Genomic DNA, 24,121 nt, shown 5'->3' with positions numbered 1-24,121 from the left:
TATTAGGTTAAAGGGCCGTTTTAGGCGTTAAAATGGCTTTAGTCGTCACTAGAGCGCGTTCGAGTGCCGCAGGGCTGTGGCCTAATTTATTCATTAAGCTGGCGCCTAACCACATGTGATACAACATTTCTGCGGTCGATTGCGGATCTTGCTCGGCGATTGAACTGTCGTTTATGCCAACTTGAACACAAGTGGTTAACCTGTCTATGATGCCGGCGGAACCTTTAAGTAAGGCAACTCGCATGGCTTCGGATAAATCGGCCACTTCAGCGCTGAGTTTCACGACTAGGCACTTTTGATCTACGCAGCCATCGGCTTGTACGTGCAACCATTGTTGCCAGTACTGCATCAAGCGTTGATAGCCCGTCAGCGTCGAGTTATTGAATAATGCGTCTAAATCTAATTGATATTTTTCAAAATAATCAATTATGAGCGCTTCGCCAAATTGTTCTTTGGATTTGAAGTAATGATAAAACGAGCCTTTAGGCACTTCGGCGGCTTGCAGCAGTAGCGATAAGCCGACGCTGGAGAAGCCTTTACGTACGATCAGCTTGTAGCCGATGTCGAGAATGTGCTGGCGAGTGGATTGAGTTTCAATTTTCATGTGAGTTAGGATAAAACAAATTAGACCGGTCGTCTAGTGTTGTTTTTATCGGCGATTTTCAACACGCCCAATTTAGTCTTCTTTAAATCGCGAGGTTTAAACTGTCTTGGATCTGCCTAATAAAGCTATCAAATTGATAAAAAGCCAGACGGATAAAGTGTTCCGATACTGAAAATGTGGCAAGGAGAAATGGTTCGGTAGGACAAAATACCCACAGTGTTGAGATAAACCGTCACAGTGGGCATTAGATTCATCATCGATATTGAAACTTTTACTCAATCAAGATGATTAGAGATAGCTGCAACAATATTCAGCAATGGCTGTGTTACGAATTTTAAAGCTGACATTTGCAGCCAGTTCAAATTGAGTTCCTTCGCTAAATTCTTGCCAAGTTGTTGTTTCTGGCAGTAACACCTCAAAACGGCCGCTAGTCACTTCCATGATTTCGCCTTGAGAAGTCGAGAACTCATATTCTCCTGGTAATACAACACCTAAGGTTTGCTTGCTGCCATCTGCAAAAAATACGCTACGGCTAGCCACTTTGCCATCAAAGTAAATATTGGCTTTTTTAGATACTGACACTTGCTCGAGTAAACTCATTATTAATCCTCTTTAAATTGGCTTGAGGTGAATTTATATGCATATTTAATAATTTTCAATGCGTCATTTGTGGTGTGCATGTGCGTATTGAATATAAGTTGATGCTAACGTTCAGTTTATAAAGTGTTTTCCACTCTATCATTTTGTTTGAAATGGTCGGTATGGCTTGGCTGTCATTTAAAGTTATTAATCATTTTTCTATTTAAAAATAATGAGCTAGCAGCATTTAGGTGAACTTTTGATTAAAATAGTCTGCGCTGCTTTGTTTAGCTGAGATTCTTCTCCTATAGTTTTAGGGCAGATTTAATTTTGCAAGAAAAGTGAATGAATGGAATTAGAAGCGCGACAAGGAGTCTCCCCATGGGTTTTACTCGTAAAATTCAGCTGATCAGTTTATTGATTGTCCTATTACCCCTCATATTTGCAACCGCGATAGTCACTTACATTGCTCGGGATGAATTGTTTGCCGAGGCTCAGTCTCGTTTAGTGGCTGTGCGTGAGATCAAGCAACGGCAGATTGTTGGCATGTTTCAGGACTTTTCCGATAACCTGCAGGCCGTCAGCGCCGTAATTGCTAGCCAAAAAAGCCTCGATACTCTTACTGACATAGATCAAACCTTGCAGTCATTAAATAAATCCCTCGGTTTTTATGACCTATTTATTATTAGTGACGATGGCACCGTTTTATATACAGTGGCGAAGGAGTCTGATTTCGGCACCAATTTGCGTACTGGACCCTTCCATGATTCGGGATTAGCACAGTTATTCAATAAGGCATTGGGATCGGCGGGCACAGTATTACTACAAGATTTTTCCGCATACGCGCCTTCAAATGGTCAACCTGCGGCATTTATTGGCCAGTCGATTCAGTTCAATCAGCAAAGATTGGTGGTGGCAGCTCAAGTATCAATTGATCGCATCAATAGAGTTATGCAAATTCGTGAGGGTATGGGGCAAAGTGGCGAGACCTATTTAATTGGCCCCAATAATCGCATGCGTTCCGATTCTTTTCTTGACCCGATTAATCGCACAGTGACCGCTTCCTTTGCTGGAACGGTTGCACAGAATGGTGTTGATACGCTGGCGGTAAAGGAGGCGCTGGCTGGTAAATCGGGTGTGATGCAAGTGAATGACTATAACAATAATCCCGTTTTATCCGCTTATTCTCCTGTCGTTGAGCTCGGTTTACGTTGGGGTTTGATGGCTGAAATTGATGTGAGTGAAATAGCAGCTCCCGCCTACCGTATGATGTTTATCGGTTTATCTGTTTGTGCAGCAGCCTTAGTGTTGGCGTTCGCTGCCGCTAAGTTAGTTACAGGGTTTGTATTAAAGCCGATCGGCGGTGAGCCTGAGGACATGTGTAACTTGACCAGTATGATCGCCTCTGGCGATTTAACTCATAATTTACCGCATGTTCAAACGGATAATCACCTGATGAGTTGGTTGGCGCGGATGCAAACTAAGCTCAAAGAAATCATCAGTCAGCTGGTGGGCGTTGGGCATGAACTTGAATCAGCCGCCGAACAAAACTCTGCCGCTATGACACAAGCCGATTGCAGTATTCAGATGCAGGCCAAAGAAACCGATATGTTGGCCACTGCAGTTGAAGAAATGAGCTATGCCGCAGCTGAAATCAGCACGAATACGATGAGATCCTCCGATGAAGTGTCCGCCTGTACCCATTCGAGTGAAATTCTTTCGCAAAACTTGGCCAGTACTCGTAAAAGCTTAAAAGTGACCTTGAGCAGTTTTGCAACTATTCATCAACAGGTGGGCAGTCTTGAGGCGGATAGTCAGAAAATCGGCTCAGTATTAGCTGTGATAAATGCGATTGCGGAACAAACTAATCTCTTGTCTCTTAATGCGGCGATTGAAGCTGCGAGAGCTGGCGAGCATGGTCGTGGATTTGCTGTGGTTGCCGATGAGGTGCGTCAGTTAGCGGTGAAGGTTCAATTAGCAACTCAGGACATTGGCCAAGTACTAAAAGGCATTCAGCAGCAGTCTGGTGTGCTGGCGCTGCATAGTGTGACTTGTACTACTGAAGCCTCTAAAACCGCAGAAGATGCCGATGGCATGCAAACCGCAGTGGATGACATAGCTTTGCGTTTGGAAACCTTAAAAGCACTAATGATCCAAACCGCCACCGCCGCTGAGGAGCAAACAACAGTTTCGGCAACGATTGCACAGGGGATTGCGGACTTGAGCGTGGCGGCGGAAGAAAATAGCGCGGCGATCAGCCAAGTGGCGGCGAGTACGCGCAGTTTGTTAGGGTTAGCGAATCAGCTTGGTTTAACTACGGCACAGTTTAAGGTGTAGGTATTTGCGCGGTATTTGCCGTATTCAACCTTAGTTGATGCTGCAAATATGACTGAGCTGGATGTTACACATCCGCCAGAAATGGATTTCTGGCGGATATTTTTATTGAGACTTCAGCTGGTTATCCCATGAGTGACAATTAGCGCTTACGCCAAATGGTCATTTCTGAGATGGAATGTTGGAATTTACGTTTTGTCTCGCGGATGACGAAGGGAATCTCCTTCACTGCGACTAGCTCAAATTGGCCGATCAAGGTTTCGGTCAGGCCATCTAAGGTGGTGAAGTTCTCTCCTTTGACTTTAACGCCACCGAGCCATTTATCCTTGGGCGTATAATCCTCTAGCCAAGTATAGGGCGAAGCAATCACAAGGTATCCACCTTGATTAATCCGCTGGGCAATACTGGTTAAAAAGTGCTTAGGTTCGTTCAGTCTGTCGATAAGATTAGAGGCATAAACCAAGTCATAACCTGTGTACATTGGCTTTAAATTACAGGCATCACCCTGCATAAAGTTGACCTTTTTCGCCTCAAGCTCATATCCCAGTTTCGCGAGACTCGCACTCTTAAATTCTTGTAAGTCGCCTTCGGTACGTATGGTGTAACGTTTTTCACCTTGTTCGGTCAGCGCATAGGCCTGTTGAATAAAGCGCGCCGAAAAGTCGATACCATCAACATGATCAAACACTTTTGCCAGTTCAAAACTCGCTCGGCCTACGGAGCAGCCGATGTCGAGGGCTTTGGCGGTATGGGTAAGCTGAATTTCACTGAGCGCTTGTTGCACGCCATTGACGCAGAAGTTAGCCACCCCGAAATATTCGGCACCATAGTGAAACTCAAGGTATTGGGAAATCAGTTCATCGGTTTCGTACACATTGACCTCGGCCATTTGGGCAGGATTTTGCGTGGATTCCACATAGCGGAAGCCAGCGTGTTGATAAAAATGTCGACGAAACGCATAGCGAGACGAAGCAATGGCTTCATTACCCGTGGAGATCCACGAGCCACCTTTGATGAGATTATGTTTACCATCGAAGGTTGGGGTCGAAAAATCATCGTAGAGTGGATGTACGGCAAAACCGTTAAAGCCGTCGATTGCGGTTTCTGTCCATTGCCAAACATTACCGACAATATCGAAAAAGCCATTATGCTCGAAGCGATTGACTGGGCAGGAAGAGGCGTAATAAGCCAAACCAATATTGCCCGGCACTTCATGCCAGTCTGGCGCATCGGCAGGTACATTCTCACGTAATATGTACCATTCGGCTTCCGTCAGTAGGCGAATATTGCTTTGCTTTTGCTCGGCTTTCCAATTGCAGAAGGCTTTAGCTTCGAGCTGATTCACTTCTACTGGCCAGTTTAATGGCAGCGGGATTTCTTCGGTTAAGTTACGTTGCCACCATTTGTCTTGCTTTAAGCGCCAAAAACGTGGCATTTGAGCTTGGGTATAAGCGAGCCAAGCTTGGCCTTCTTCATTCCAAAATTTGGGGGAGCGATAACCGCCTGCCTCGACGAATGCGAGATACTCTTGATTCGAGACTAAGAATTTAGAGGCCTTAAAGTCGGCAACATTAAAGATTTTATGGCCGTATTCGTTGTCCCAGCCGTAGGTTTGATCTTGTTCAGTTTTACCTAAGGTCACTTTTTGCCCTTTTACAGCTAATAAACTGTTGGTCTCGGCAGGGGCGGTGTCTTGGCAAGCAGGCCAGTAGCTGTTAGGTGCGACAAGTTCCAGTGGCAGTTGGCGGATGATCACCGATGAGGTTTCTAAGTGAATACGCTCATGTTCAATGCCCATTAAAATGATCCAAGCTGGGCTGTCTTGAGTGATCGGCAGCGCCAGCGGCATTTCATCAATCACGCGATTGACGACAGCGTTAACTTGCTGGCGATAGCTGCGCACTTCTGTCACGTTCGGCCATGGATAATGTTGCTCGTTCAGATCGTCCCAAGACATTTCATCGACACCAATGGCAAACATGGATTCGAAGTTATCGTTTACCCGTTCGTCGAGAAATTTGCCGAGTTTGAGCTTGTTGATATAGAAAGTGGCCGTATGGCCAAAATAAAAGATCAACGGATGACGCAGCGGCTCGGCTTTGAGGTAATAGGCGCTATCTTCTTGGATCAAATCAAACAGTGACTCGTACAGAGCCCATGTCTGATTAAAGTACTGCTTCAGCTCTTGACGCTTTCCTGCCTCAGTTTCACCAATGAGCTTAAGGGTTTGAGGGGGTTGCGTTATGGGCTTATCCATAGGCAAGTAAACTCCGTATTTATCGGCCTGCGCTGCAAGCATGGGGACATGAATCTATCGTGTGTGACTCTATACGCGATTACTGGGCTCAGGATCACTTTGTCAGCTTAATGTGTCGATTTGATTTACAAACTAACAGAAACACGAATTGAGTCCAACATCAGCCACTGGCGCTAAAACATCTCGGATATGACCTTTAGAGTTAAGATTATCTTACAAAGGAAGTGAGCACTGCGTTTTGTGATGCCAGCCTTTTTAGGATTAAAATTATTTTATCCCTGAAGAGTATTTTCTCTGTCGGGGTTAAGGCAGAATGATCCCGTCCGTAAAAATATTATGCAGGATATAACGGGATGACAATTAACGCATTATGGATACCCGCCTGGTACGAACTTGATCAATCGATCGTAGTAGGTGTGACTGAGGAGTTTGTCTTTCATAAGACTGTCGCAAACGAGGCGTTAACGTTTTACAGCGGTGCAAAGGGGAGCGATGCCGCTAAGGCAACGGGAACCATTTCGGCCATTAAACATAATGTCTTGGGGGACATTGAAAGTGTCGATGCACAGGGGCTCGATTATACGCTGGTATTGCAAGATGGACGGCGTTTGTTAGTCAATGCTGAGGAAAATCCAGGATTGATTTATGAGTGGGTTGATGACAGTTGGCAGCCGTCAGATATGGTCATCACAGATTGGACGTTGGCAGTACAATTTGCGTCTTTATCACCATTGACGCCAATAAAGTAATTGAAGATTTATCGTTAAGTGACTAAATAGGTAAGTGCAGTTAGCGCTCGGGATCCGACGTTGACTGCACTTTTACTAGTTCTGCAAGTTGTTGGTATTCTTTTTTAATTTCTGCGACATATACATCGTGAAAATCCAGCTCATTAAACTCATCAAGGCAGAGCTGGTAACGGCGTAGCTGCTCAGCTTTTTCTTCAGCGGTATCCCATCTTTCCATTAGCATAGCGTTTGATTCCATTCATAAATTCAATCAACATCTCTAGCGCATATTTTAACGACAGTTATTGCTATTTAACTGAGCTGGTTTGAAGTTTGTTGTATGCATTTATGCCGTTGGGCGTCATGCAATATAGAAATCTATTTAAAACAGGTGGTTGAAGTTAAGTTGTTGGTTTTACCGTATGGCTGCGCACTTTTTTCCTTATCTTATTCGGGACAAATGCTTACACAGGCGTCAGCCATAGCCCGATTGTGCTGCTATCTTGATGATTGGATTGTACCTGTGAGCATTTTGCTCTAGATTGATATTTCTTTGTTTTTATCTTCTGGCCTTGAGTCTTTTTTGTCCTTTGGAGCCGCGTAATGGCGAATATTCTGTTAGTTGCCAATCTCAACTGTGATCGGATCTTATTGCTTGATAAACCTTTAAAAACAGGTGGGCGTTTCCATTATCAAGATGGTGGGCAAAGGCTAGGTGGTGGCGGGGCAAATACTGGATTAGGTTTAGTTTGGGCAGGGCATAGCGTCGCATTGGTGAGTCAAGTTGGCCGTGATGACATGGGAGATTGGCTCATTGCAGAAGCTAGCACTCAAGGGCTCGATTGCCGTTTAGTGCAGCGCCGTGCCGGTAACACTTGCGAAATGCTGCTCGTAATGACGCCAGATGGTGAACGAACAATTATTCGGCCACAAAGACCCATATTTGAATTATCGGTACCGCCGAAATGGCAACCATGGGATGCGTTATATTTTAATACTTCCGCAGAAGGCACTGTTAGTTGGGCAAAAACAGCTTTAGAACATTGCCTAGTGGTCGCGCAATTAGCCAAGGATGATAGGCAGAGACCTTGTCATATTTTGCTGGCCTCTATGAGCGATATGCAGGGGAGGTGTGAAGCGGCATTCTGGGAGTATGGTGTGAGTATTGCTGGCATTTCATTAGGTTATTTTATTGTCACCGATGGCATCAATGGGGCTAAGGTTTACACGCACGATCAAGTGCAGCATGTTGCGGCTATCCCTGCCACTGTAGTTGATACTACAGGCGCTGGCGATGCCTATGCCGCAGGGCTTATCCATAGTCTATGCACAGGCCAGTCGATTACTGAGGCAATGGCAGAAGGCGCAGTGTGGGCGGCGTTTGCAGTGGCAACCGATAGTTCTATTCCTGGTGAGGCACTAAAACAGTATTTAGAGGCGAAGCAAATCGCATGAAAAATCTGTGGGCGAGCCGTTTGAGTCATCTTTCTGTCATACACCCTTGCTAGAGTATGTCTTGTGGCGCATAGCTCTTGTCCCTTAACGTTTTCTTGTGCTTTTCTCCCATTTATTGGTTAGTATGTTTTTTGCCTCGTTTCCCCAACGAGGCATTTTTTTGCTCAAAATAAAGTTATTCCATCGCAGAACATTCATAAGGTTGAAATGTTGTGCGGCCATGGCGCAATTGCGTTAACATTTATTCAACTAAAATAGTTATCGTGACATTAAAATAATAAGCCACTCAAGGTGTTCTGTAGTCTTTGGAGTTGAGAATGGGCAATAACGCTTGGAATGATAAGAATAAATTTATTTGGCTGCTCTCTGTTCTGCTTTTGGTCGCCTTTTTAGTGACCAGTGGTATCAGTTACAAGGTGGCCCATGACTCACTGAGTCAACAAATCGAGAGTAATACCCTACCACTCACAAGTGACAATATTTACTCTGAAATTCAGCAGGATTTGCTGCGACCTATCTTTATTTCATCCTTGATGGCGCAGGATACCTTTGTTCGCGATTGGACATTAAGTCACGAGCAAGAGCCAGAAAAGCTGATCCGTTACCTTAAGGAAATCCAAGAAAAATACGATACTGTCACCAGTTTTTTTGTGTCAGAAAAGAGCCGAAATTATTACCACTCCACGGGGATTTTAAAACAAATCCAAGATGTTGAGCCTGATGATGCTTGGTACTTTCGAGTGCGATCTTTACCCGAATCTGAGCATTATGAGGTTAATATCGATGCCGATACGGCGGACCGCAGTAAAACAACCGTTTTCGTGAACTATAAAGTTTTTGATTTTGAAGGCAAATTTATAGGCGTTACCGGTGTGGGTTTGGCGGTTGAAAAGGTTAAGTCCCTCATCGAACTTTATCAAAAACGTTATAACCGCCGAGTGTTCTTTACCGATAGGCAGGGCAATGTCACCTTGCATGGCGATGAATATGATGGTGCAGATTCGCTGCAAACCAGCTTAGGGCTTGAAAATTTAGCGACGCGTATTTTAACGAGTCCAAGTGCGGCTTTTAGCTACCAGAGAAATGGTAAAACCGTTTATCTCAATAGCCGTCTAGTCCCCGAATTTAAGTGGTATTTGATTGTTGAGCAGGAAGATGCGCCACAGGAACGCGAGTTACTGAATACTTTTTGGGGCAACTTGGGCTTAAGCCTAATGGTGACTCTAGGGATTTTATTTATCTCTAACATGACCTTAGGTCGTTATCAGCGCAAATTAGAAGTAATGGCGTCTACCGATAAGCTCACTGGCGCCGCTAACCGTCAGGTGTTTGATGGGTACTTTAGGCAGGCATTAGATAAAGCTAAGCTGACACAATCGCCGATTTCAATACTCTTGCTGGACATCGACCATTTTAAAAAAGTGAACGACAGCTATGGGCATGGGATTGGTGACTTAGTATTAAAAACCATGACAAATATGCTACGGAGCGCACTGCAGCAACAGGATATCTTATGCCGTTGGGGCGGCGAGGAGTTCTTGATTTTACTTCCGGGGATGGATTTAACCCAAGCGGCAGAACTGGCTGAGCAGATCCGTGAGCTTATTTTTCAGCGGGAAATTAAAGTGAATGGCTTACACATTTCTATTACTGCCAGTATTGGCGTTGCTGAGCATCAGGCGCAAGAGCCTGCGGAAGATCTGATCAAGCGTGCCGATCTGGCCTTGTATCAGGCTAAAGAAGCCGGTCGAAATCAAGTGGTGTTAAATCATTCATAGATTTAGCCCCGTGCTTACTGGCGGCAAGATGTCGTCTACATTTATGAGTTATTGAGTGAGTTGATTGTGTTATTGGCGCATCGCTGTTTACACTCTGGCGGTAATGCGAGATGGGTTATGGATTGGGAGTGACGGATGTCAAAGTTGTTGATCAATAAGTTATCAGGATTGTACTTAGGAACCCATCTTCAAGACATGTCCGGTGTTGCTACTGGGATTGATGGCAAGCAAGCGGCTCAACAACTGTTAGTGCATATCGACCATGTAGACGGGGACGCACAGGCCGATCCTAAACACCATGGCGGCCTTGATCGCGTGCTACATCATTTTCCCCGCGAGCATTACGGCCAATATCGTCGTTGGGATTTAATCACTCAACTCGAAGATGCGCCCAGCATGGGAGAGAACATCAGTACCGTTGGGCTAAACGAAACCCAAGTTAATATTGGTGATATCTTACAAATTGGCGCCGTAACAGTGCAGGTCACTCAGCCGCGTTCACCTTGCTTTAAGTTGAATCTGCAATTTGGGCACAATGAATTTGCCCTCGCTATGCAGCAGAGCCAATTATGTGGTTGGTTTTATCGAGTATTAACGCCTGGGATTATTCAGTTAAACGATAAGATTGAACTGGTTGAGCGCCGTACGGACATTAGCCTCGCCGAGGCTATGGCACTCTATTTTTCACCCACCTTTAATGCCAGCGGCTATGATCGTTTAGCTTCCTGCGAGGGATTAGCGCAGAGTTGGGTGAATAGCCTACAACGCCGCTTAGCATCACAAACAGTAGAAGATTGGCAAATGCGCTTATACCAATCGTATTAAATATCTGTTCATTCAGCGGGAGTTCAACGCGCTTTAGGCAAGGCGAAGGCTTGAAGGCATAGTGGTGCTCTGTCTAAAGCCTTGAACGCAGTATAAAGCGCATTGAAACCCGCCCTTCGGGAGCCTCACAGGCATCCCACTCCCGTGTTGCATTGCCTTAAAAGGGAATAACCATTTCTGCGTCAATGCGCCTTGGATTGAGATGCCTGTGAGGCTCTGAACTGATTAGATATTTAATGTGATTGGTATTATGTGGGCCGAGCGGTAAATAAGTATTTATATTCATAATGATAAAACAGGGATGACCTTATGATTGAACCCGTTACAAAAAGTGATAAAGATTTTGGCTTGTTGGTATACGCCTCAAGCTTTGTTGGATACCTAGTGCCGCTGGGCTCGATTCTTGGTCCTTTGATTATCTGGCTGATGAAGCGTGAAGAGTCCGCATTTGTCGATCAATGTGGCCGTAGTTGTTTGAACTTTAAATTGAGCCTGCTGATTTATGTAATCATCAGTGGCGTATTAGCTTTGGTCGGGATAGGGTTCATCTTTTTAGCCATACTCGGCATATTCGATTTGGTGTGCACTGTGCTGGCGATTATTAAAGCCAGCGAGGGTAAGGTATATAAATATCCATTAACGATTAAATTCATTGCTATGGATTAATCGCTTTTTCGAATTAAAGAAAAACGCCTTAGATGTTTCCATCTAAGGCGTTTTTTTATGGCGTAAGTTTAAGGTGTTACACCTTAAACTTGGCCACTAAGGTATCTAAGCGGTGTGACAGTTGATTCAAGGCTAAACTCGCCTGTGCTGCCGCTTGTGCAGTATTGGCAGTACGTTGAGTAATGTCATTGATTTCTGTGACGTTACGGTTGATGTCCTCAACTACAGTGGATTGTTCTTCCGTTGCCGCAGCAACTTGGATGTTCATGTCGCTGATAAGACCAATGCGATCGCTAATACCAATCAACGATTTGCTAGCTTCATCGACGGCCACAACACCTTCGTGGGAGCGAGTACGACTCTGGGCCATCGCATTAACCGCGCGGCTGGCTTCCGATTGCAGCTTGTCGATCATGCCTTGCACTTCATTGGTCGATGCTGCTGTGCGTGATGCTAAGTTACGTACTTCATCGGCGACGACAGCAAAACCGCGCCCAGCTTCACCGGCACGTGCCGCTTCGATGGCCGCGTTGAGGGCTAACAAGTTGGTTTGTTCAGAGATAGCGCGGATCACATCTAAAATCCCACCAATGGATTTAGTGTGGGTCGCGAGGGACTCAATCACTTCACCTACTTGGCCAACGTCCTTCGACAATTGGTTAATGGTATCACGGGCACGGGTCACGACCACTTGACCGCTGCTGGCTTCAGTGTCGGCATCTCTTGCCGCAACCGCTGCTTGGGCGGCATTACTGGCGATTTCGTTAACCGTCGCGCCCATTTCATTAATGGCTGTGACCACCATCATAGTGCGATCTTTCTGCTCGTGGCTGTCTTCTAAGGTTTGTTGTGCCTGATTCGATACATCCTTAGCCGAGAAGCCGAGTTGTTCGCTGGTTTGCGCCACTTCGATGACCGAATCTTGGATCTTGCTGATAAAGCTGTTAAATCCCTTAGCGAGCTGCGCAATTTCATCTTCACCATTGACGGGTAAGCGTTGGCGTAAGTCACCTTCACCTTCGCCTATGTCGCGGAACATAGCGGCAACTTGGGCTATGGGGCGACTCACAGAGCCTGCAACAGCGATAGCGAGGACAATAAAGCCCGCAGCAATAATCAGCGTCCAGATTAAGATCTGATAAGCCGCTTCGGTTAATAGTGCGAATACTTCGGCCTCTGGCACCTGTGCGACTAAGTACCAATCCATAGATGCGATATAACTACTGGCAACCAGCATGTTTTCGCCATTGATTTTGGTATTGATCAGATTGAAATCACTGCGGTTTAATAATGAGCTTGAACTCGCATCCTTGTATAAGTTGCTTAGGCTGCTCTTACCAATTTGGCTCGTATCTGGGTGGAGTTTTACCTCACCTTTAGCATCCACTAAGTAGACTAAACCAGTTTCTTCAATCTTAAACGAGCTCAGCAAACGCACCATGTCATCGAGTGATTTAGCGAGTCCGACCATTGGGTTGTTGGTAGTTGATGAAGAGTTTGACTTCGCCGTTGGCCTCAGTAAATACGTTCAACATACGTTCTTGGCCACTGTCTCGGTAACCAAAAAACCAGCCATCCTGCGCAGGAGTGAGCACGCGCAGAAAACCATCCTGAGTGTAGTAGGCGGCAGTTTGTCTATCAGCGTAGGAAGCTTGCGCTAGCTTATACTGACGAGTGATGTCTTTGAGTTGGGCTACGACTTGGGTTTCTTGGGCCTGTGGTCTACCGTCTTCGAGCCATTGCAGTAACATGCGGCTACTGGCCAATTGCTCTGCAGCATTCATCAAAGTGGAAATGTCGAGATCGATCTTATTGCGAATTTGCATCATTAAGCTCGGTAATTCCGAGCCTAACATCCTTTGTTGTACGACATTTTTCGCGCTACGTTGGCTTAATACGCCGACGAGTATGGTCGACAACAGTACTGCAAATGTCACTGTTAACAGAATTTTCTGCTTAATGGTGAGGTTATTAAATATCATAAATATCAATATGCCTGTGTTGGACTGTTTTGCGTTATCGGTCAACGCACTCTTGTACGGTAAAAGATTATCGGACAGGAATGTGAAAAGTTAACCTTAGTCTAGGCCGAATGCCGAATAAAACAGCGTATAAAAAACTTATTTGGCTTAACCCGTTGGTCTTGCATTAGATCTAATTATGTAGAGTATAGATGGAAATGAGATGGTGATTGAAAACGAACTCTTTTTTGTGTGGCAATTGTGGCTAATGTCGTAGCTAAGGGCAAGCAAAAAAAGTGAGATATTTGTGTCAAAGGTGAAAAAAAGGCGCTCTATTGAGCGCCGTTATTAACATTTGTTGGCAACTAATTACATGTTGGGATAGTTAGGACCACCACCGCCTTCCGGCGTAACCCAAGTGATGTTTTGGCTAGGATCTTTAATATCGCAGGTTTTGCAGTGAATGCAGTTTTGCGCATTGATTACAAATTTAGGCTGACCCGCCTCTTCGACAATTTCATACACACCAGCTGGACAGTAACGTTGTGCTGGCTCATTAAACTGAGTCAGGTTGATGCCCAGTGGAATGCTGCTGTCTTTAAGACGTAAATGGCAAGGCTGGTCTTCTTCATGATAAGTGCTCGACAGATACACTGAGGACAGTTTATCGAAGCTAAGCTTGCCATCCGGTTTTGGGTAATCAATCTTGCTGTAAGCGCTCACTGAGGCCATTTGTGCATAGTCTGGGTGTTCATCACGTAGCGTGATCGGGAACTTTCCACCAAACCAGTTTTGATCTATGTAATTGAATGCGCCGCCTAAATAGGTGCCAAATTTATGCATCGCTGGGCCAAAGTTGCGCGATTTATACAGCTCCTCATGTAGCCAGCTTTCTTCGATATGAGTCTGGTAACAGTCGAGATCTTTACCGCCTTCAACACCCGCCATCATGGCTTTGCCTAAGGTTTCTGCCGCAACGATACCGCTCTTCATCGCAGTGTGAGTGCCTTTGATTTTAGCGAAGTTCAACGTACCTGCGTTACAGCCGATGATCAGGCCGCCGGGGAAGCTCATCTTAGGAAGCGAGTTCAAGCCGCCTTTAGTGATAGCACGGGCGCCGTAACTGAGACGTTCGCCACCGGTTAAATACTTAGCAATCACAGGATGGTTTTTATAGCGCTGGAATTCGTCAAATGGGCTCAGATGCGGATTTTTGTAGTTCAAATCAATAATAAGGCCGACCGCAATTTGGTTATCTTCCATGTGATAAAGGAAGCCGCCACCCGATGCGCCCTCGGTTAATGGCCAGCCACCTGTGTGAACGACTTTGCCTTGTTCGTGTTGCTCGGCGGGGACTTTCCAAATTTCTTTGAAGCCTAAACCATAATGCTGTGGTGTTTTACCATTATCTAAATGGTATTTTTCGATAAGTTGCTTGCCTAAGTGGCCGCGGCAACCCTCGGAGAAAACGGTATATTTAGCATGCAACTCCATGCCTGGCATAAAGCTGTCTTTGGGTTCGCCATCGGCACCCACTCCCATATCGCCAATTAAAATACCTTTAACGCTGTTATCGGCGTTAAATAGCAGTTCGCTGGCGGCAAAGCCGGGGAATATTTCGACACCGAGTTCTTCTGCGCGATTGGCAAGCCAGCGGGACAGATTACCGACGCTGATAATAAAATTGCCGTCGTTGTGCATGGTTTTTGGTACAAAAGCATTAGGCATGACTCGGCCGTCGGTGGCTGAGCTGAGTAGGTAGATTTCGTCGTGGGTGACAGCGGTTTTTATTGGGGCATCTTTTTCACGCCAGTCGCTGAATAGCTCGTCTAGCACTTTTGTCTCGAACACTGCGCCTGACAGAATATGCGCGCCCACTTCTGAGCCTTTTTCGACCACACAGACGGTAATTTCTTTACCTGAATCCTGTGATATTTGCATTAATCGACACGCGGTGGCCAAGCCAGCTGGACCAGCACCGACGATAACAACATCGAATTCCATTGATTCGCGTTCCATCAGTTCACCTCTTCCTTCACGTTTCCCCGATTTTTATCGAGTGTTGTAGTTTGTAAACGGGCGTTTTATTGCTTGTACCACCTTACCTGAAAATAAGATAAGGTCACAGTGGATTACGCTGCTGTTTAGTCTAATTCAATACAAATCTTTAGGTGAGGACTGTCACAGATTATTCACGCTAGCGTGATCTAGGTTAAGAAATACCTGTTTAGGGGTATAGCTAGTGAGTACTTTCGGCCTATAATCACCGACGACGGTTCTCCGAGCTTGCCTACCTAAGTCGAAAGATATGGAGGTGTAGCCGTGGTAATAATGCCACCGGGGTGGGATAAGAAATGCTCTCACCTCCCACACTTGGAAAGGTGATCATGTCTCAATTACAAGACAGCTTTGGTCGAAAATTTCACTATTTACGGATGTCAGTCACTGACGTTTGTAACTTCAAATGCAGTTACTGCCTCCCTGATGGTTATCATCCTGAAGGTAAACCAAAATTCTTATCTCTCAATGAGATAGAAAACTTAGTCTCTGCATTTAGCCAAGTCGGCACCCAAAAAATCCGCATTACAGGCGGTGAACCCACCCTGCGTAAAGACTTTACCGACATCATACGTGTCATTGCCGATAACCCGCGCATTCACACCATAGCGACAACCACTAATGGCTATAGACTCGAAAAGCATGCTAAAGAATGGTTCGATGCGGGCTTGCGCCGTATCAATGTGTCCGTGGATAGTTTAGATCCCAAAATGTTTTACCAGATCACTGGCGAGAATAAATTCGATGAAGTGATGCGGGGGATTGATGCCGCCTTGTCGGCGGGTTTTGAGCGCGTAAAAATCAACGCCGTCCTGCTTAAAGGTTTAAACGATAAAGATTTGCCACGTTTTTTACACTGGATTAAACACACGCCAATCGACCTGCGTTTTATCGAGCTGATGGAAACGGGTCTTGGTCGTGAGTATTTTGAAGCACACCATTTAGCGGGCGCCGACATTAAAGCGCAGTTATTGGCAGATGGCTGGCAATTAGATACGCCAAGTGCCTCCGATGGCCCAGCGCAAAATTTTAGCCGCAGCGATTATCAGGGCCGTATCGGTTTAATCATGCCTTACGCCAATAATTTTTGTGCTACCTGTAACCGTTTACGGGTATCTGCTAAGGGTAAGTTGCACTTGTGCCTCTTTACCGAATCCGGTGTCGATTTACGTGATCTGCTACAGCATTCCAGTCAACAAGCGGAATTGATTGAGCGTTTGCACGGTCAATTAGCCCAGAAGAAAGAAACCCATTATTTGCATCAAGGCATCACAGGTGTCACTCAGCATCTTGCCTCTATTGGCGGCTAGACCAGGTTTTAGGTCTGTTGCCATAGCCAATTTAGCGCGAGTATAAGCACAATTTCCCTTGTACCTTGTTTTGACCTCAATTAAAGGATCGCTCCAATGAGCAATGTATTTACCCATATTAATGCCGATGGCAATGCCCACATGGTCGATGTCACTGAAAAAGCTGTTACCGAGCGCGAAGCCCGTGCAGAAGCTTTTATCGAGATGGCGAGCACGACACTTGAGATGATCATTAGTGGCAGCCACCACAAGGGTGATGTGTTTGCGACCGCGCGTATTGCGGGCATTCAAGCCGCGAAAAAAACCTCAGACCTTATCCCTCTCTGCCATCCGCTAATGCTGACTAAGGTTGAAGTCGATTTAGAGGCACAACCTGAACATAACCGCGTGCGTATCACCAGTCTGTGCAAATTGTCTGGCAAAACAGGTGTTGAGATGGAAGCGTTAACTGCGGCTTCAGTGGCGGCATTAACTATCTACGATATGTGTAAAGCCGTGCAAAAAGATATGGTGATCTCCCAAGTCCGTTTGTTGGAGAAGCGTGGCGGCAAGTCGGGACATTTTAAGGTTTAGCGGATCTAAAACGAGAGAAGACTATGATTAACGTGTTGTTTTTTGCTCAAGTTCGAGAATTGTTGGGCACAGCTAAATTAAGCCTTGAGGCGAGCGAGCAGACACAAACTGCCGAAGCATTACGTGCGACGCTGGCTGCCACCGACGATAAATGGGCCAAAGTATTAAGCTCTGACAAATTGCTGGTGGCGGTAAATCAGACCATTAGCCAATGGGATACGCCTGTAAACGATGGTGATGAAGTCGCCTTTTTCCCACCCGTTACCGGAGGTTAATATGCGCTTATTAGCCGCAGTTCGAGTTCAAGAGGTCGATTTTAGTGTGGCTGACGAATATCGCCAGCTAGCTCAAGATGATAGCGATGGCGCCGTAGTCACTTTTGTCGGCAAAGTGCGTGATTTTAACGATGGCGCCGCGGTGACAGACTTAACCTTAGAGCACTATCCTGGCATGACCGAAGCCGTGTTAGAACAAATCGTTGCCGAGGCGCGTAGCCGCTGGCCGCTCAATAAAGTGACGGTTATTCACCGTGTCGGTACTATGGCTTTGGGTGAGCAGATTGTGTTTATCGGCGTAACCAGCGCCCATCGCAAGGCCGCTTTTGCTGCTTGTGAATTCTTAATCGACTTTTTAAAAACCAAAGCGCCATTCTGGAAATTAGAAGCGGGCGAGCAAGGTAAAAGTTGGGTTGAAGCGAAAGATGCCGATGAACAAGCGGCTAAGCTATGGCAACACAAAGACTAGTCGCGTGGCAGAGATACTCATAGTCGTAACGCAGCTTGCCAGTTTAAGACCCGCGCGAATATTGCACTAAGGTGACCCAATGCAGAGTTTGACCCGTTTCTTCCATACCTGTGTTTTTGCATTACTCTGGTGCTTGGCGGTCGCGCCATCTAGCTGCCGAGCGGCTGATAATACAGCGATTCCCGCAATTGCCGCTGCCTCAGATTTACGTTTTGCCCTCGATGATATTAGCCAAAAATTTACCAATGAAACTGGGCTAAAAGTAAAAATATCCTATGGGTCATCGGGCAATTTTGCTACTCAAATCCAAAACGGTGCGCCCTATGAATTATTTTTATCTGCGGATGAAAAATATATTCAGCAATTGCATAGTGCTGGCATTGCCCGCGATGCCGGCGTTCTTTATGCCCAAGGGCAACTCGCTATTGTTGTACCTAAAACCGGTCGTTTGTCCGTTGATCCTGAACTTAAGGGGCTAGCCGAAGCACTCGCTGCAGGAAAAATTACCCGTTTTGCTATTGCTAACCCTGATCACGCTCCCTATGGCGAAAAGGCCAAAGAAGCATTGCAGTTTGTGCAGTTGTGGGATGCGATTCAACCTAAATTGATCCTCGGGGAAAATGTGTCCCAAGCAGGGCAGTTTGCGATTAGTGGTTCAACCCAGGGCGGGATTATTGCGCTCTCTTTAGCTATGTCTCCTACTTTTGCTAAACATAGTGATTACGCCATAGTGCCAGCAAAAATGCATAGCCCACTGTTTCAGCGTATGGCATTAATGGCCAAGGCGGGTGAAACTGCTCAGCATTTTTACGATTATTTAAGAGCCGATAGTGCTCGTCGTGTTTTGGCCGATTATGGTTTTTCATTGCCAGAGCAACCATGATGGATTGGCAGGCACTTTGGTTATCGGTCAAGCTGAGTGGCATCACAGTTTTAGTGTTGATTCCTTTAGCTATTTTGGCTGGACGAGCATTAGCCTATCGTCAATTTGTCGGCAAATCTTGGGTCGAGGCGCTGATCATGGTGCCCTTAGTATTACCGCCGACTGTGATTGGTTATTACTTGCTGGTGGGGCTTGGCAGTCAAAGTTGGCTCGGACAATGGATTGAGCAAGTCATGGGTCAGCAACTCGTGTTTCACTTTTCTGGTCTGGTTATCGCCTCCGTTTTAGTCAATATTCCCTTCGCGGTGCAGCCGATACAACGCGCCTTTGAAACTGTACCTAATGATGTTCGCGACGCAGCGGCTTGTTGCGGTATGAGTCGACTTAAAATTCTACTTAAAATTGAATTGCCTATGGTGTGGCCGGGTGTGCTAACGGCATTAGTTCTGTGCTTCTCCCATGTGCTTGGGGAGTTTGGCGTTGTGCTGATGATGGGCGGCAATATTGCTGGCGAGACTAAGACGATTTCGATTGCAATTTATGACAGTGTGCAATCATTCGATTTTAATGCCGCAGGCACTATGTCATTAGTCTTATTGCTGTTTGCCGTGACGGCGTTAGCACTAACAACCAGTCTATCGCGGCGTTTAGGAGGTCAGCGTGGCGCAAATCATCGCTGATCTGCAGTGTCAGATCCAAAATCATAAACACATTAAACTCAACGCCGATTTTCGCTGTAAAGCGGGTGAAGTACTTGCTGTGGTAGGGCCGTCTGGCGGTGGAAAAACCACGCTGCTACGGATGATCGCTGGGTTAAATCATCCCGATACGGGACAAATCCACTTTGGCGATCGGCCTTGGTTTGATGATAAAGCGCGTATCGCCTTAAGCCCGCAGCAACGCCATATCGGTTATATGCCGCAGCATTTTGGCTTATTTCCGAATCTCACTGCCTTAGAAAACGTAGTCGCTGGACTTGACCATATCCCCAAATCGGAGCGCATACCGCGCGCGAAAGATTGGCTCGAACGGGTCAATCTACAGGGATTACCCGATAGATTACCGGCGCATTTATCGGGCGGCCAGCGCCAGCGCGTTGCGCTTGCCAGAGCGCTTGCCCGTGAACCGTCGGTTTTGTTGCTGGATGAGCCTTTTTCTGCGGTGGACAGGGAAACTCGCGAGCGTTTATACCTTGAACTGGCGCGCCTCAAAGAGCAGTTACTCTGCCCAGTGATCATGGTTACCCATGACTTAAATGAAGCCTTGTTGCTGGCTGATTCGATGATTTTGATCAGCCAAGGTCAGATGTTACAGCAGGGTGCACCTTTCGAAGTGTTGTCGCGGCCACGTAATGAAGCGGTAGCGCGGCAGATGGGGCTAAGGAATATTTTCGATGGTGAAGTGGTATTTCAAGACAGCACTAAAAATCTCACTTGGCTTAAATTTGGTGAGCAGCTAATTGCCTGCGACTATGGCAAAGATCGCCCTGTGGGAAGTCGAGTTCGTTGGGTTATCCCCAACCAAGGTATTCGGTTTAATTCGATTTCCAAAGGGCGTTTATGCCGCAGTTTTAATAAGTTAGATGTCACGATCGACGCCATGCTGGTGATGGGTGAGTCGGTTCGCCTTATCTGCTATGTCACGGGGACTCAGTTACAACTTAACACCGAAGTCTCGCTGCATTTTGCCCAAAAGCTTGCACTCACTAAAGGAATGCAAACCACAGTGGCACTCAAATCCGAGCAAATTCATATTTTGGAATCCCCCAGATGATCAAAGCTTAATCTTGTTTCCATCGGTGTTTCAGCTGGTATTAGGTAGACTTAACAGATTAGCCACAAGATGATTGAGTGTTTGGCTTAAAAGCTAATAACTTAGGTGATGTTCAAAGGTTTTTTTGATCCATTTATGACCCAATCTGAGTGAATGCTTATGTAAGGTGATGCTGTATCCAGTGGTACATTATGGGGGACTAGCTTGGAATCGCGCCCAGGGACAATTGGTCCCATCGACTTCTAACTGATTGTCTCATAAGATACAAACTTAGCTGATTTATATGGAGGAGCCATGAGACTATGGTTGCTAGGATTCATGTTGGTATCTGGCGTCGCAACTGCGGCTCAGAGCATGTATTCGATGTTTGCGGGTGGAGACTATGTACCGCCGCTGAGCGTTATGCAGCAGATCGAAAAAGGGTTCTCCGGCGTGATTGCCGAATTTAATATGGAAGAGCAAGAGGGTGAATTAGTCTACCAATTTGAGTTGATTAATCCCTTGGCCAATTCTATAACACGGTTTGAATATCGTGCCCGTGATGGTAAGTTGCTGAAACAAAAGGCGAGTAAAGTAAGCGCGGATGATCTCGGTGAGGTTGAGGCGACACGTTTGATCGCAGCAAAAGATCAAACATTTTCAGGCTTAATCGCTAAGGCCACTAAAGATCACAAAGCCTTCTTAACCGAGGCAAAGTTAGATCACGACTTAGGTATCAGTTATTTAGAGCTTAAGCTGCTAGACGATACGGGTAAGTTTAAATTGGCTTTTGATGTCGAAAATTTACGCCCGTTACCTTTACTCAAGTGGGATTGAAATATCTAAGTTAATCGAGTGCTCAAACGAGTATTTAGGATTGAGGAGCGCAACATACAGATGAAAATACTTTTAGTTGAAGATGATGCGACAACAATTGATTACATCGTCAAAGGATTTCTTGAGCAGGGCCACAATATCGAAACGGCGAGCGATGGCCACCAAGGTTTGTCACTCGCCACAAGTAGTCAGTACGATCTCGTGATCCTCGACCGCATGTTACCCCAGCTTGATGGCTTAAAATTATTGGCCGCCTTAAGGGCAACGGGCAATCAAACTCCAGTGCTGATTTTATCTGCCTTAGCGCACGTTGATGAGCGAGTAAAAGGCCTGCGCGCGGGCGGCGACGATTATATGACTAAGCCGTTTGCCTTCTCAGAGTTATTAGTGCGCGCCGAAAAACTCATGCACCGTGGCCAATCTGTACCAGTCACTACTGATCTTGTTGTTGGCGGCTTGAAGATGGAATTACTGACCCGTAATGTGACCTTAGACGGGCAGGAGTTAATGCTGCAGCCGAAAGAGTTTCAGTTACTTAAGTATTTGATGGAACATGCGAATCAAGTGATTAGTCGCACCTTGTTGTTTGAAGCTGTGTGGGATTATCACTTCGATCCACGCACGAATGTTATCGATGTGCATATCGCAAAATTACGCCGTAAATTTGAAGAGTTAGGCCATGGCGAGCTTATCGAAACCGTGAGGGGAGCGGGTTATCGCTTACGACAAAGGCATTAAGCCTTACCAAAGCAGCGCCTGGCGCATCACAATTGTCTTTTCGACCTTAGTGACTGTGATCATTGGGGCGCTGCTATTTGCCCTCTATCGACAGTTGATCATCGAGCAACAGTATCAAGTGACTCAATATTTAGAGTCAGAGACCCAACGTTATCAGCAACTTGCCCTAACGGTTGATCGCCGTAGTTTTGCCGCTCAAATCCGCGCCGCCGATCCACAAACGGCGCTCATCGCTTGGCGCAACAGTTATGACATGGTTGGCGCCTTGAGCTTTATGCCCGAAGGCATGCCCATGCTGCCGCAAACGCGGGACTTCCCCATCTTAACCGGCGGTCCAGATAAGCTGCACATTCTTACCGGCGGGCTAGTGATGACCCGCTACGGCCCTGTGTTAATTGCGACCCGTACCGATAACTTAGCGACGTTAATCGATAAGTTTATCAGCGCTGCGGCGACAGCCGTGATGCTTACGATAGTGTTGACCTTAGCGCTCGGCTATCTATTTTCTAAGGCGATTTTACGTCGATTAGTGCAATACAACCGCTTGAGTGAACAGATTGAACGCGGTCATTATGACACCCGCTTACCCTTGAGTTGGCGTCAGGACGAGTTCGATATGTTGGCGCTGCAGTTTAATAATGTGCTGGATATCCTCGAAAATAACCTGATGGCAGTGCGTGGTGCGACCGATAATATCGCCCACGATTTACGTACTCCATTGTCACATATCCGTATTGGGCTTGAAGAGTTAGCGAGTAAACCCAGCGATGAGATTAGCGAGGGTTGCGCGATTTTGACCGAGGAGCTCGACCATTGTTTAGCGACATTTGATGCCATGTTGTCGCTCACGCGTATCGAAGAAGGTCAGCAGACGCTCGATTTGCAGGAGTTAAGCCTAGCGCAACTGTGTACCGATTTGTTGGATATGGCCGATGCTGTGGCGGAATCTAACGAGCAAACCTTAAGTTTGTCGCTGCTGGCTGATCATAAGGTTTTTGGTGATAAATACTTATTATTCCAAGCTTTATATAATCTCGTCGATAACGCGATGAAGTATTCTGGTCAAGGTGCGCGGATTGAAATTATCCAGTCAGGCCCACAAATTCAGATCCGCGATAATGGCCCAGGTATTCCCGACGACAGTAAAGAAAGAGTGTTCGAACGTTTAGTCCGCCTCGACCCTAGCCGGCATTTACAGGGCACAGGTTTAGGATTATCTATGGTCAAAGCGATTCTCTCACGGCACAATGCCAAAATTAATCTCACGGATAATCATCCTGGCTTAGTCGTCACTATTCAGTTTTAAGTCGATGATCCGCATTACCAACGCCGAGTACTCCATGTATCGAATCATAGCCGATGAGGCTGATTTTATTGTTATTTCTAAATCAGCCAAAGTGCATTTCCACAGTCAGGATGGGACGGCAGGCGTGGTGGCGCAGGCTGAGCAAGATTTAGGGATTAAGCTTTTTGCCGTACATAGATTAGACACGCCCACCTCAGGTCTGTTGATTTTGGCCAAGAGCGCGGTCGCCGCCAAGCAATTTACTGAGCTATTTACCGCCCATAAAGTGCAGAAATATTACCTCGCCCTCGCGAAGGGCAAGCCGAAGAAGAAACAAGGCTGGGTGATTGGTGACATGGCAAAGTCGCGTCGTAGCATGTTTAAGTTGCTGCGCACTAAAGAGAATCCTGCGATTACGCAGTTTTTCTCCTTGAGTGTCGGCGAGGGATTACGTTTATATTTGCTGAAACCTCACTCAGGTAAAACCCATCAATTAAGAGTCGCCTTGGCCAGTTTAGGCGTACCGATTTTAGGGGATGATTTATACGGTGGTGCGGCAGCGGATCGGTGTTATTTGCATGCCTACTGTCTGCATTTTCGTTATGGTGACGAAGTCACTGGCTGGCGTGATTACGCGTATAGGGATGTGCCGACTCAAGGTGAGCATTTTGGCACTGCAGGCGTGATTGAGGCGCTGGTCGAATGGCGTGAGCCCGATACTTTGGCTTGGCCAGCGAAAGGGGATTAATACGGG

22 protein-coding genes, 1 pseudogene and 1 riboswitch are annotated in these 24,121 nt (G+C 46.3%); of the genes and pseudogenes, 17 read left to right on the top strand and 6 right to left on the bottom strand.

Going from position 1 to position 24,121, the window contains the following annotated elements:
• Window positions 1–7 precede the first annotated feature (7 nt).
• Together K5Q99_RS11095 and ppnP are read right to left on the bottom strand one after the other, a co-directional pair.
• Window positions 8–604, bottom strand: a complete 597-nt coding sequence (locus tag K5Q99_RS11095) for a TetR/AcrR family transcriptional regulator (protein ID WP_220776902.1) — start codon at window positions 602–604, stop codon at window positions 8–10.
• 288 nt (window positions 605–892) lie between these two features.
• Window positions 893–1,204 (bottom strand): pyrimidine/purine nucleoside phosphorylase, encoded by a 312-nt coding sequence (gene ppnP, locus K5Q99_RS11090; protein WP_063884943.1) that lies wholly within the window; start codon window positions 1,202–1,204, stop codon window positions 893–895.
• A gap of 360 nt (window positions 1,205–1,564) precedes the next feature.
• Here ppnP and K5Q99_RS11085 point away from each other — a divergent pair, with 360 nt between their 5' ends.
• A complete protein-coding gene (locus K5Q99_RS11085; RefSeq protein WP_220776901.1) occupies window positions 1,565–3,520 on the top strand; it encodes a methyl-accepting chemotaxis protein in 1,956 nt (651 codons plus the stop codon).
• Window positions 3,521–3,659: 139 nt separating this feature from the next.
• On the opposite strand, the gene ovoA is transcribed toward K5Q99_RS11085, so the two are convergent.
• On the bottom strand, window positions 3,660–5,774 hold the full coding sequence (gene ovoA / locus K5Q99_RS11080; protein ID WP_220776900.1) for a 5-histidylcysteine sulfoxide synthase: 2,115 nt from the start codon (window positions 5,772–5,774) through the stop codon (window positions 3,660–3,662).
• A gap of 353 nt (window positions 5,775–6,127) precedes the next feature.
• Here ovoA and K5Q99_RS11075 point away from each other — a divergent pair, with 353 nt between their 5' ends.
• Window positions 6,128–6,523: a hypothetical protein gene (locus K5Q99_RS11075; RefSeq protein WP_011845532.1), complete on the top strand. Its 396-nt coding sequence runs from the start codon at window positions 6,128–6,130 to the stop codon at window positions 6,521–6,523.
• 40 nt (window positions 6,524–6,563) lie between these two features.
• Here the strand turns inward: K5Q99_RS11075 and K5Q99_RS11070 are convergent, their stop codons facing one another.
• Window positions 6,564–6,746 (bottom strand): hypothetical protein, encoded by a 183-nt coding sequence (locus tag K5Q99_RS11070; protein ID WP_006079747.1) that lies wholly within the window; start codon window positions 6,744–6,746, stop codon window positions 6,564–6,566.
• A 359-nt stretch (window positions 6,747–7,105) separates the two neighbouring features.
• On the opposite strand from K5Q99_RS11070, the gene K5Q99_RS11065 reads away from it, so the two are divergent.
• The 4 genes from K5Q99_RS11065 (at window position 7,106) to K5Q99_RS11050 (ending at window position 11,226) form a co-directional block, all read left to right on the top strand.
• Window positions 7,106–7,957 (top strand): PfkB family carbohydrate kinase, encoded by an 852-nt coding sequence (locus K5Q99_RS11065; RefSeq protein ID WP_220776899.1) that lies wholly within the window; start codon window positions 7,106–7,108, stop codon window positions 7,955–7,957.
• 317 nt (window positions 7,958–8,274) lie between these two features.
• On the top strand, window positions 8,275–9,735 hold the full coding sequence (locus K5Q99_RS11060; RefSeq protein WP_220776898.1) for a sensor domain-containing diguanylate cyclase: 1,461 nt from the start codon (window positions 8,275–8,277) through the stop codon (window positions 9,733–9,735).
• Window positions 9,736–9,870: 135 nt separating this feature from the next.
• The gene (locus K5Q99_RS11055) at window positions 9,871–10,560 is read left to right on the top strand and encodes an MOSC domain-containing protein (RefSeq protein ID WP_220776897.1); all 690 of its coding nucleotides are present in this window, start codon (window positions 9,871–9,873) and stop codon (window positions 10,558–10,560) included.
• A gap of 309 nt (window positions 10,561–10,869) precedes the next feature.
• A complete protein-coding gene (locus K5Q99_RS11050; protein WP_006079751.1) occupies window positions 10,870–11,226 on the top strand; it encodes a DUF4870 domain-containing protein in 357 nt (118 codons plus the stop codon).
• Between the two features lie 76 nt (window positions 11,227–11,302).
• On the opposite strand, the pseudogene K5Q99_RS11045 reads toward K5Q99_RS11050, so the two are convergent.
• Together K5Q99_RS11045 and K5Q99_RS11040 are read right to left on the bottom strand one after the other, a co-directional pair.
• A pseudogene (locus K5Q99_RS11045) lies at window positions 11,303–13,208 on the bottom strand (methyl-accepting chemotaxis protein).
• A 348-nt stretch (window positions 13,209–13,556) separates the two neighbouring features.
• The gene (locus K5Q99_RS11040) at window positions 13,557–15,206 is read right to left on the bottom strand and encodes an electron transfer flavoprotein-ubiquinone oxidoreductase (RefSeq protein ID WP_220776896.1); all 1,650 of its coding nucleotides are present in this window, start codon (window positions 15,204–15,206) and stop codon (window positions 13,557–13,559) included.
• Window positions 15,207–15,453: 247 nt separating this feature from the next.
• Window positions 15,454–15,587: riboswitch (molybdenum cofactor riboswitch) on the top strand.
• Here K5Q99_RS11040 and moaA point away from each other — a divergent pair.
• From moaA to K5Q99_RS10985, 11 genes are all read left to right on the top strand, one after another.
• Window positions 15,575–16,555, top strand: a complete 981-nt coding sequence (moaA, locus tag K5Q99_RS11035) for a GTP 3',8-cyclase MoaA (protein ID WP_220776895.1) — start codon at window positions 15,575–15,577, stop codon at window positions 16,553–16,555. Its footprint overlaps the riboswitch before it by 13 nt.
• A gap of 141 nt (window positions 16,556–16,696) precedes the next feature.
• Window positions 16,697–17,128: a cyclic pyranopterin monophosphate synthase MoaC gene (gene moaC, locus K5Q99_RS11030; RefSeq protein WP_373317054.1), complete on the top strand. Its 432-nt coding sequence runs from the start codon at window positions 16,697–16,699 to the stop codon at window positions 17,126–17,128.
• Between the two features lie 23 nt (window positions 17,129–17,151).
• Window positions 17,152–17,403 carry a molybdopterin synthase sulfur carrier subunit gene (moaD, locus tag K5Q99_RS11025; protein WP_220776893.1) on the top strand — a complete coding sequence of 84 codons (252 nt, stop codon included), beginning with the start codon at window positions 17,152–17,154 and terminating at the stop codon, window positions 17,401–17,403.
• A gap of 1 nt (window position 17,404) precedes the next feature.
• Window positions 17,405–17,872 carry a molybdopterin synthase catalytic subunit MoaE gene (gene moaE / locus K5Q99_RS11020; RefSeq protein WP_212600243.1) on the top strand — a complete coding sequence of 156 codons (468 nt, stop codon included), beginning with the start codon at window positions 17,405–17,407 and terminating at the stop codon, window positions 17,870–17,872.
• Window positions 17,873–17,951: 79 nt separating this feature from the next.
• Window positions 17,952–18,755 carry a molybdate ABC transporter substrate-binding protein gene (gene modA / locus K5Q99_RS11015; RefSeq protein ID WP_220776892.1) on the top strand — a complete coding sequence of 268 codons (804 nt, stop codon included), beginning with the start codon at window positions 17,952–17,954 and terminating at the stop codon, window positions 18,753–18,755.
• Entirely contained in the window at window positions 18,755–19,435 is a 681-nt protein-coding gene (gene modB, locus K5Q99_RS11010; RefSeq protein ID WP_105251087.1) for a molybdate ABC transporter permease subunit, read from the top strand. The genes modA and modB overlap by 1 nt, the downstream gene beginning before the upstream one ends.
• Entirely contained in the window at window positions 19,416–20,528 is a 1,113-nt protein-coding gene (locus K5Q99_RS11005) for an ABC transporter ATP-binding protein (protein ID WP_220776891.1), read from the top strand. Before modB ends, K5Q99_RS11005 begins: the two co-directional genes overlap by 20 nt.
• A gap of 294 nt (window positions 20,529–20,822) precedes the next feature.
• Complete coding sequence (locus K5Q99_RS11000; protein ID WP_006079762.1) at window positions 20,823–21,344, top strand: hypothetical protein; 522 nt, start codon at window positions 20,823–20,825, stop codon at window positions 21,342–21,344.
• A gap of 60 nt (window positions 21,345–21,404) precedes the next feature.
• Complete coding sequence (locus tag K5Q99_RS10995; protein ID WP_006079763.1) at window positions 21,405–22,082, top strand: response regulator transcription factor; 678 nt, start codon at window positions 21,405–21,407, stop codon at window positions 22,080–22,082.
• Window positions 22,083–22,131: 49 nt separating this feature from the next.
• On the top strand, window positions 22,132–23,388 hold the full coding sequence (locus K5Q99_RS10990) for a sensor histidine kinase (RefSeq protein ID WP_106648404.1): 1,257 nt from the start codon (window positions 22,132–22,134) through the stop codon (window positions 23,386–23,388).
• 34 nt (window positions 23,389–23,422) lie between these two features.
• On the top strand, window positions 23,423–24,115 hold the full coding sequence (locus K5Q99_RS10985; RefSeq protein WP_220776890.1) for a TIGR01621 family pseudouridine synthase: 693 nt from the start codon (window positions 23,423–23,425) through the stop codon (window positions 24,113–24,115).
• Window positions 24,116–24,121 lie beyond the last annotated feature (6 nt).

Source organism: Shewanella hafniensis, from assembly GCF_019655335.1.
GTDB lineage: Bacteria > Pseudomonadota > Gammaproteobacteria > Enterobacterales > Shewanellaceae > Shewanella > Shewanella hafniensis.
Note: the sequence above shows the minus strand (reverse complement) of the source record. Positions and strands in the feature narration are given on the sequence as shown.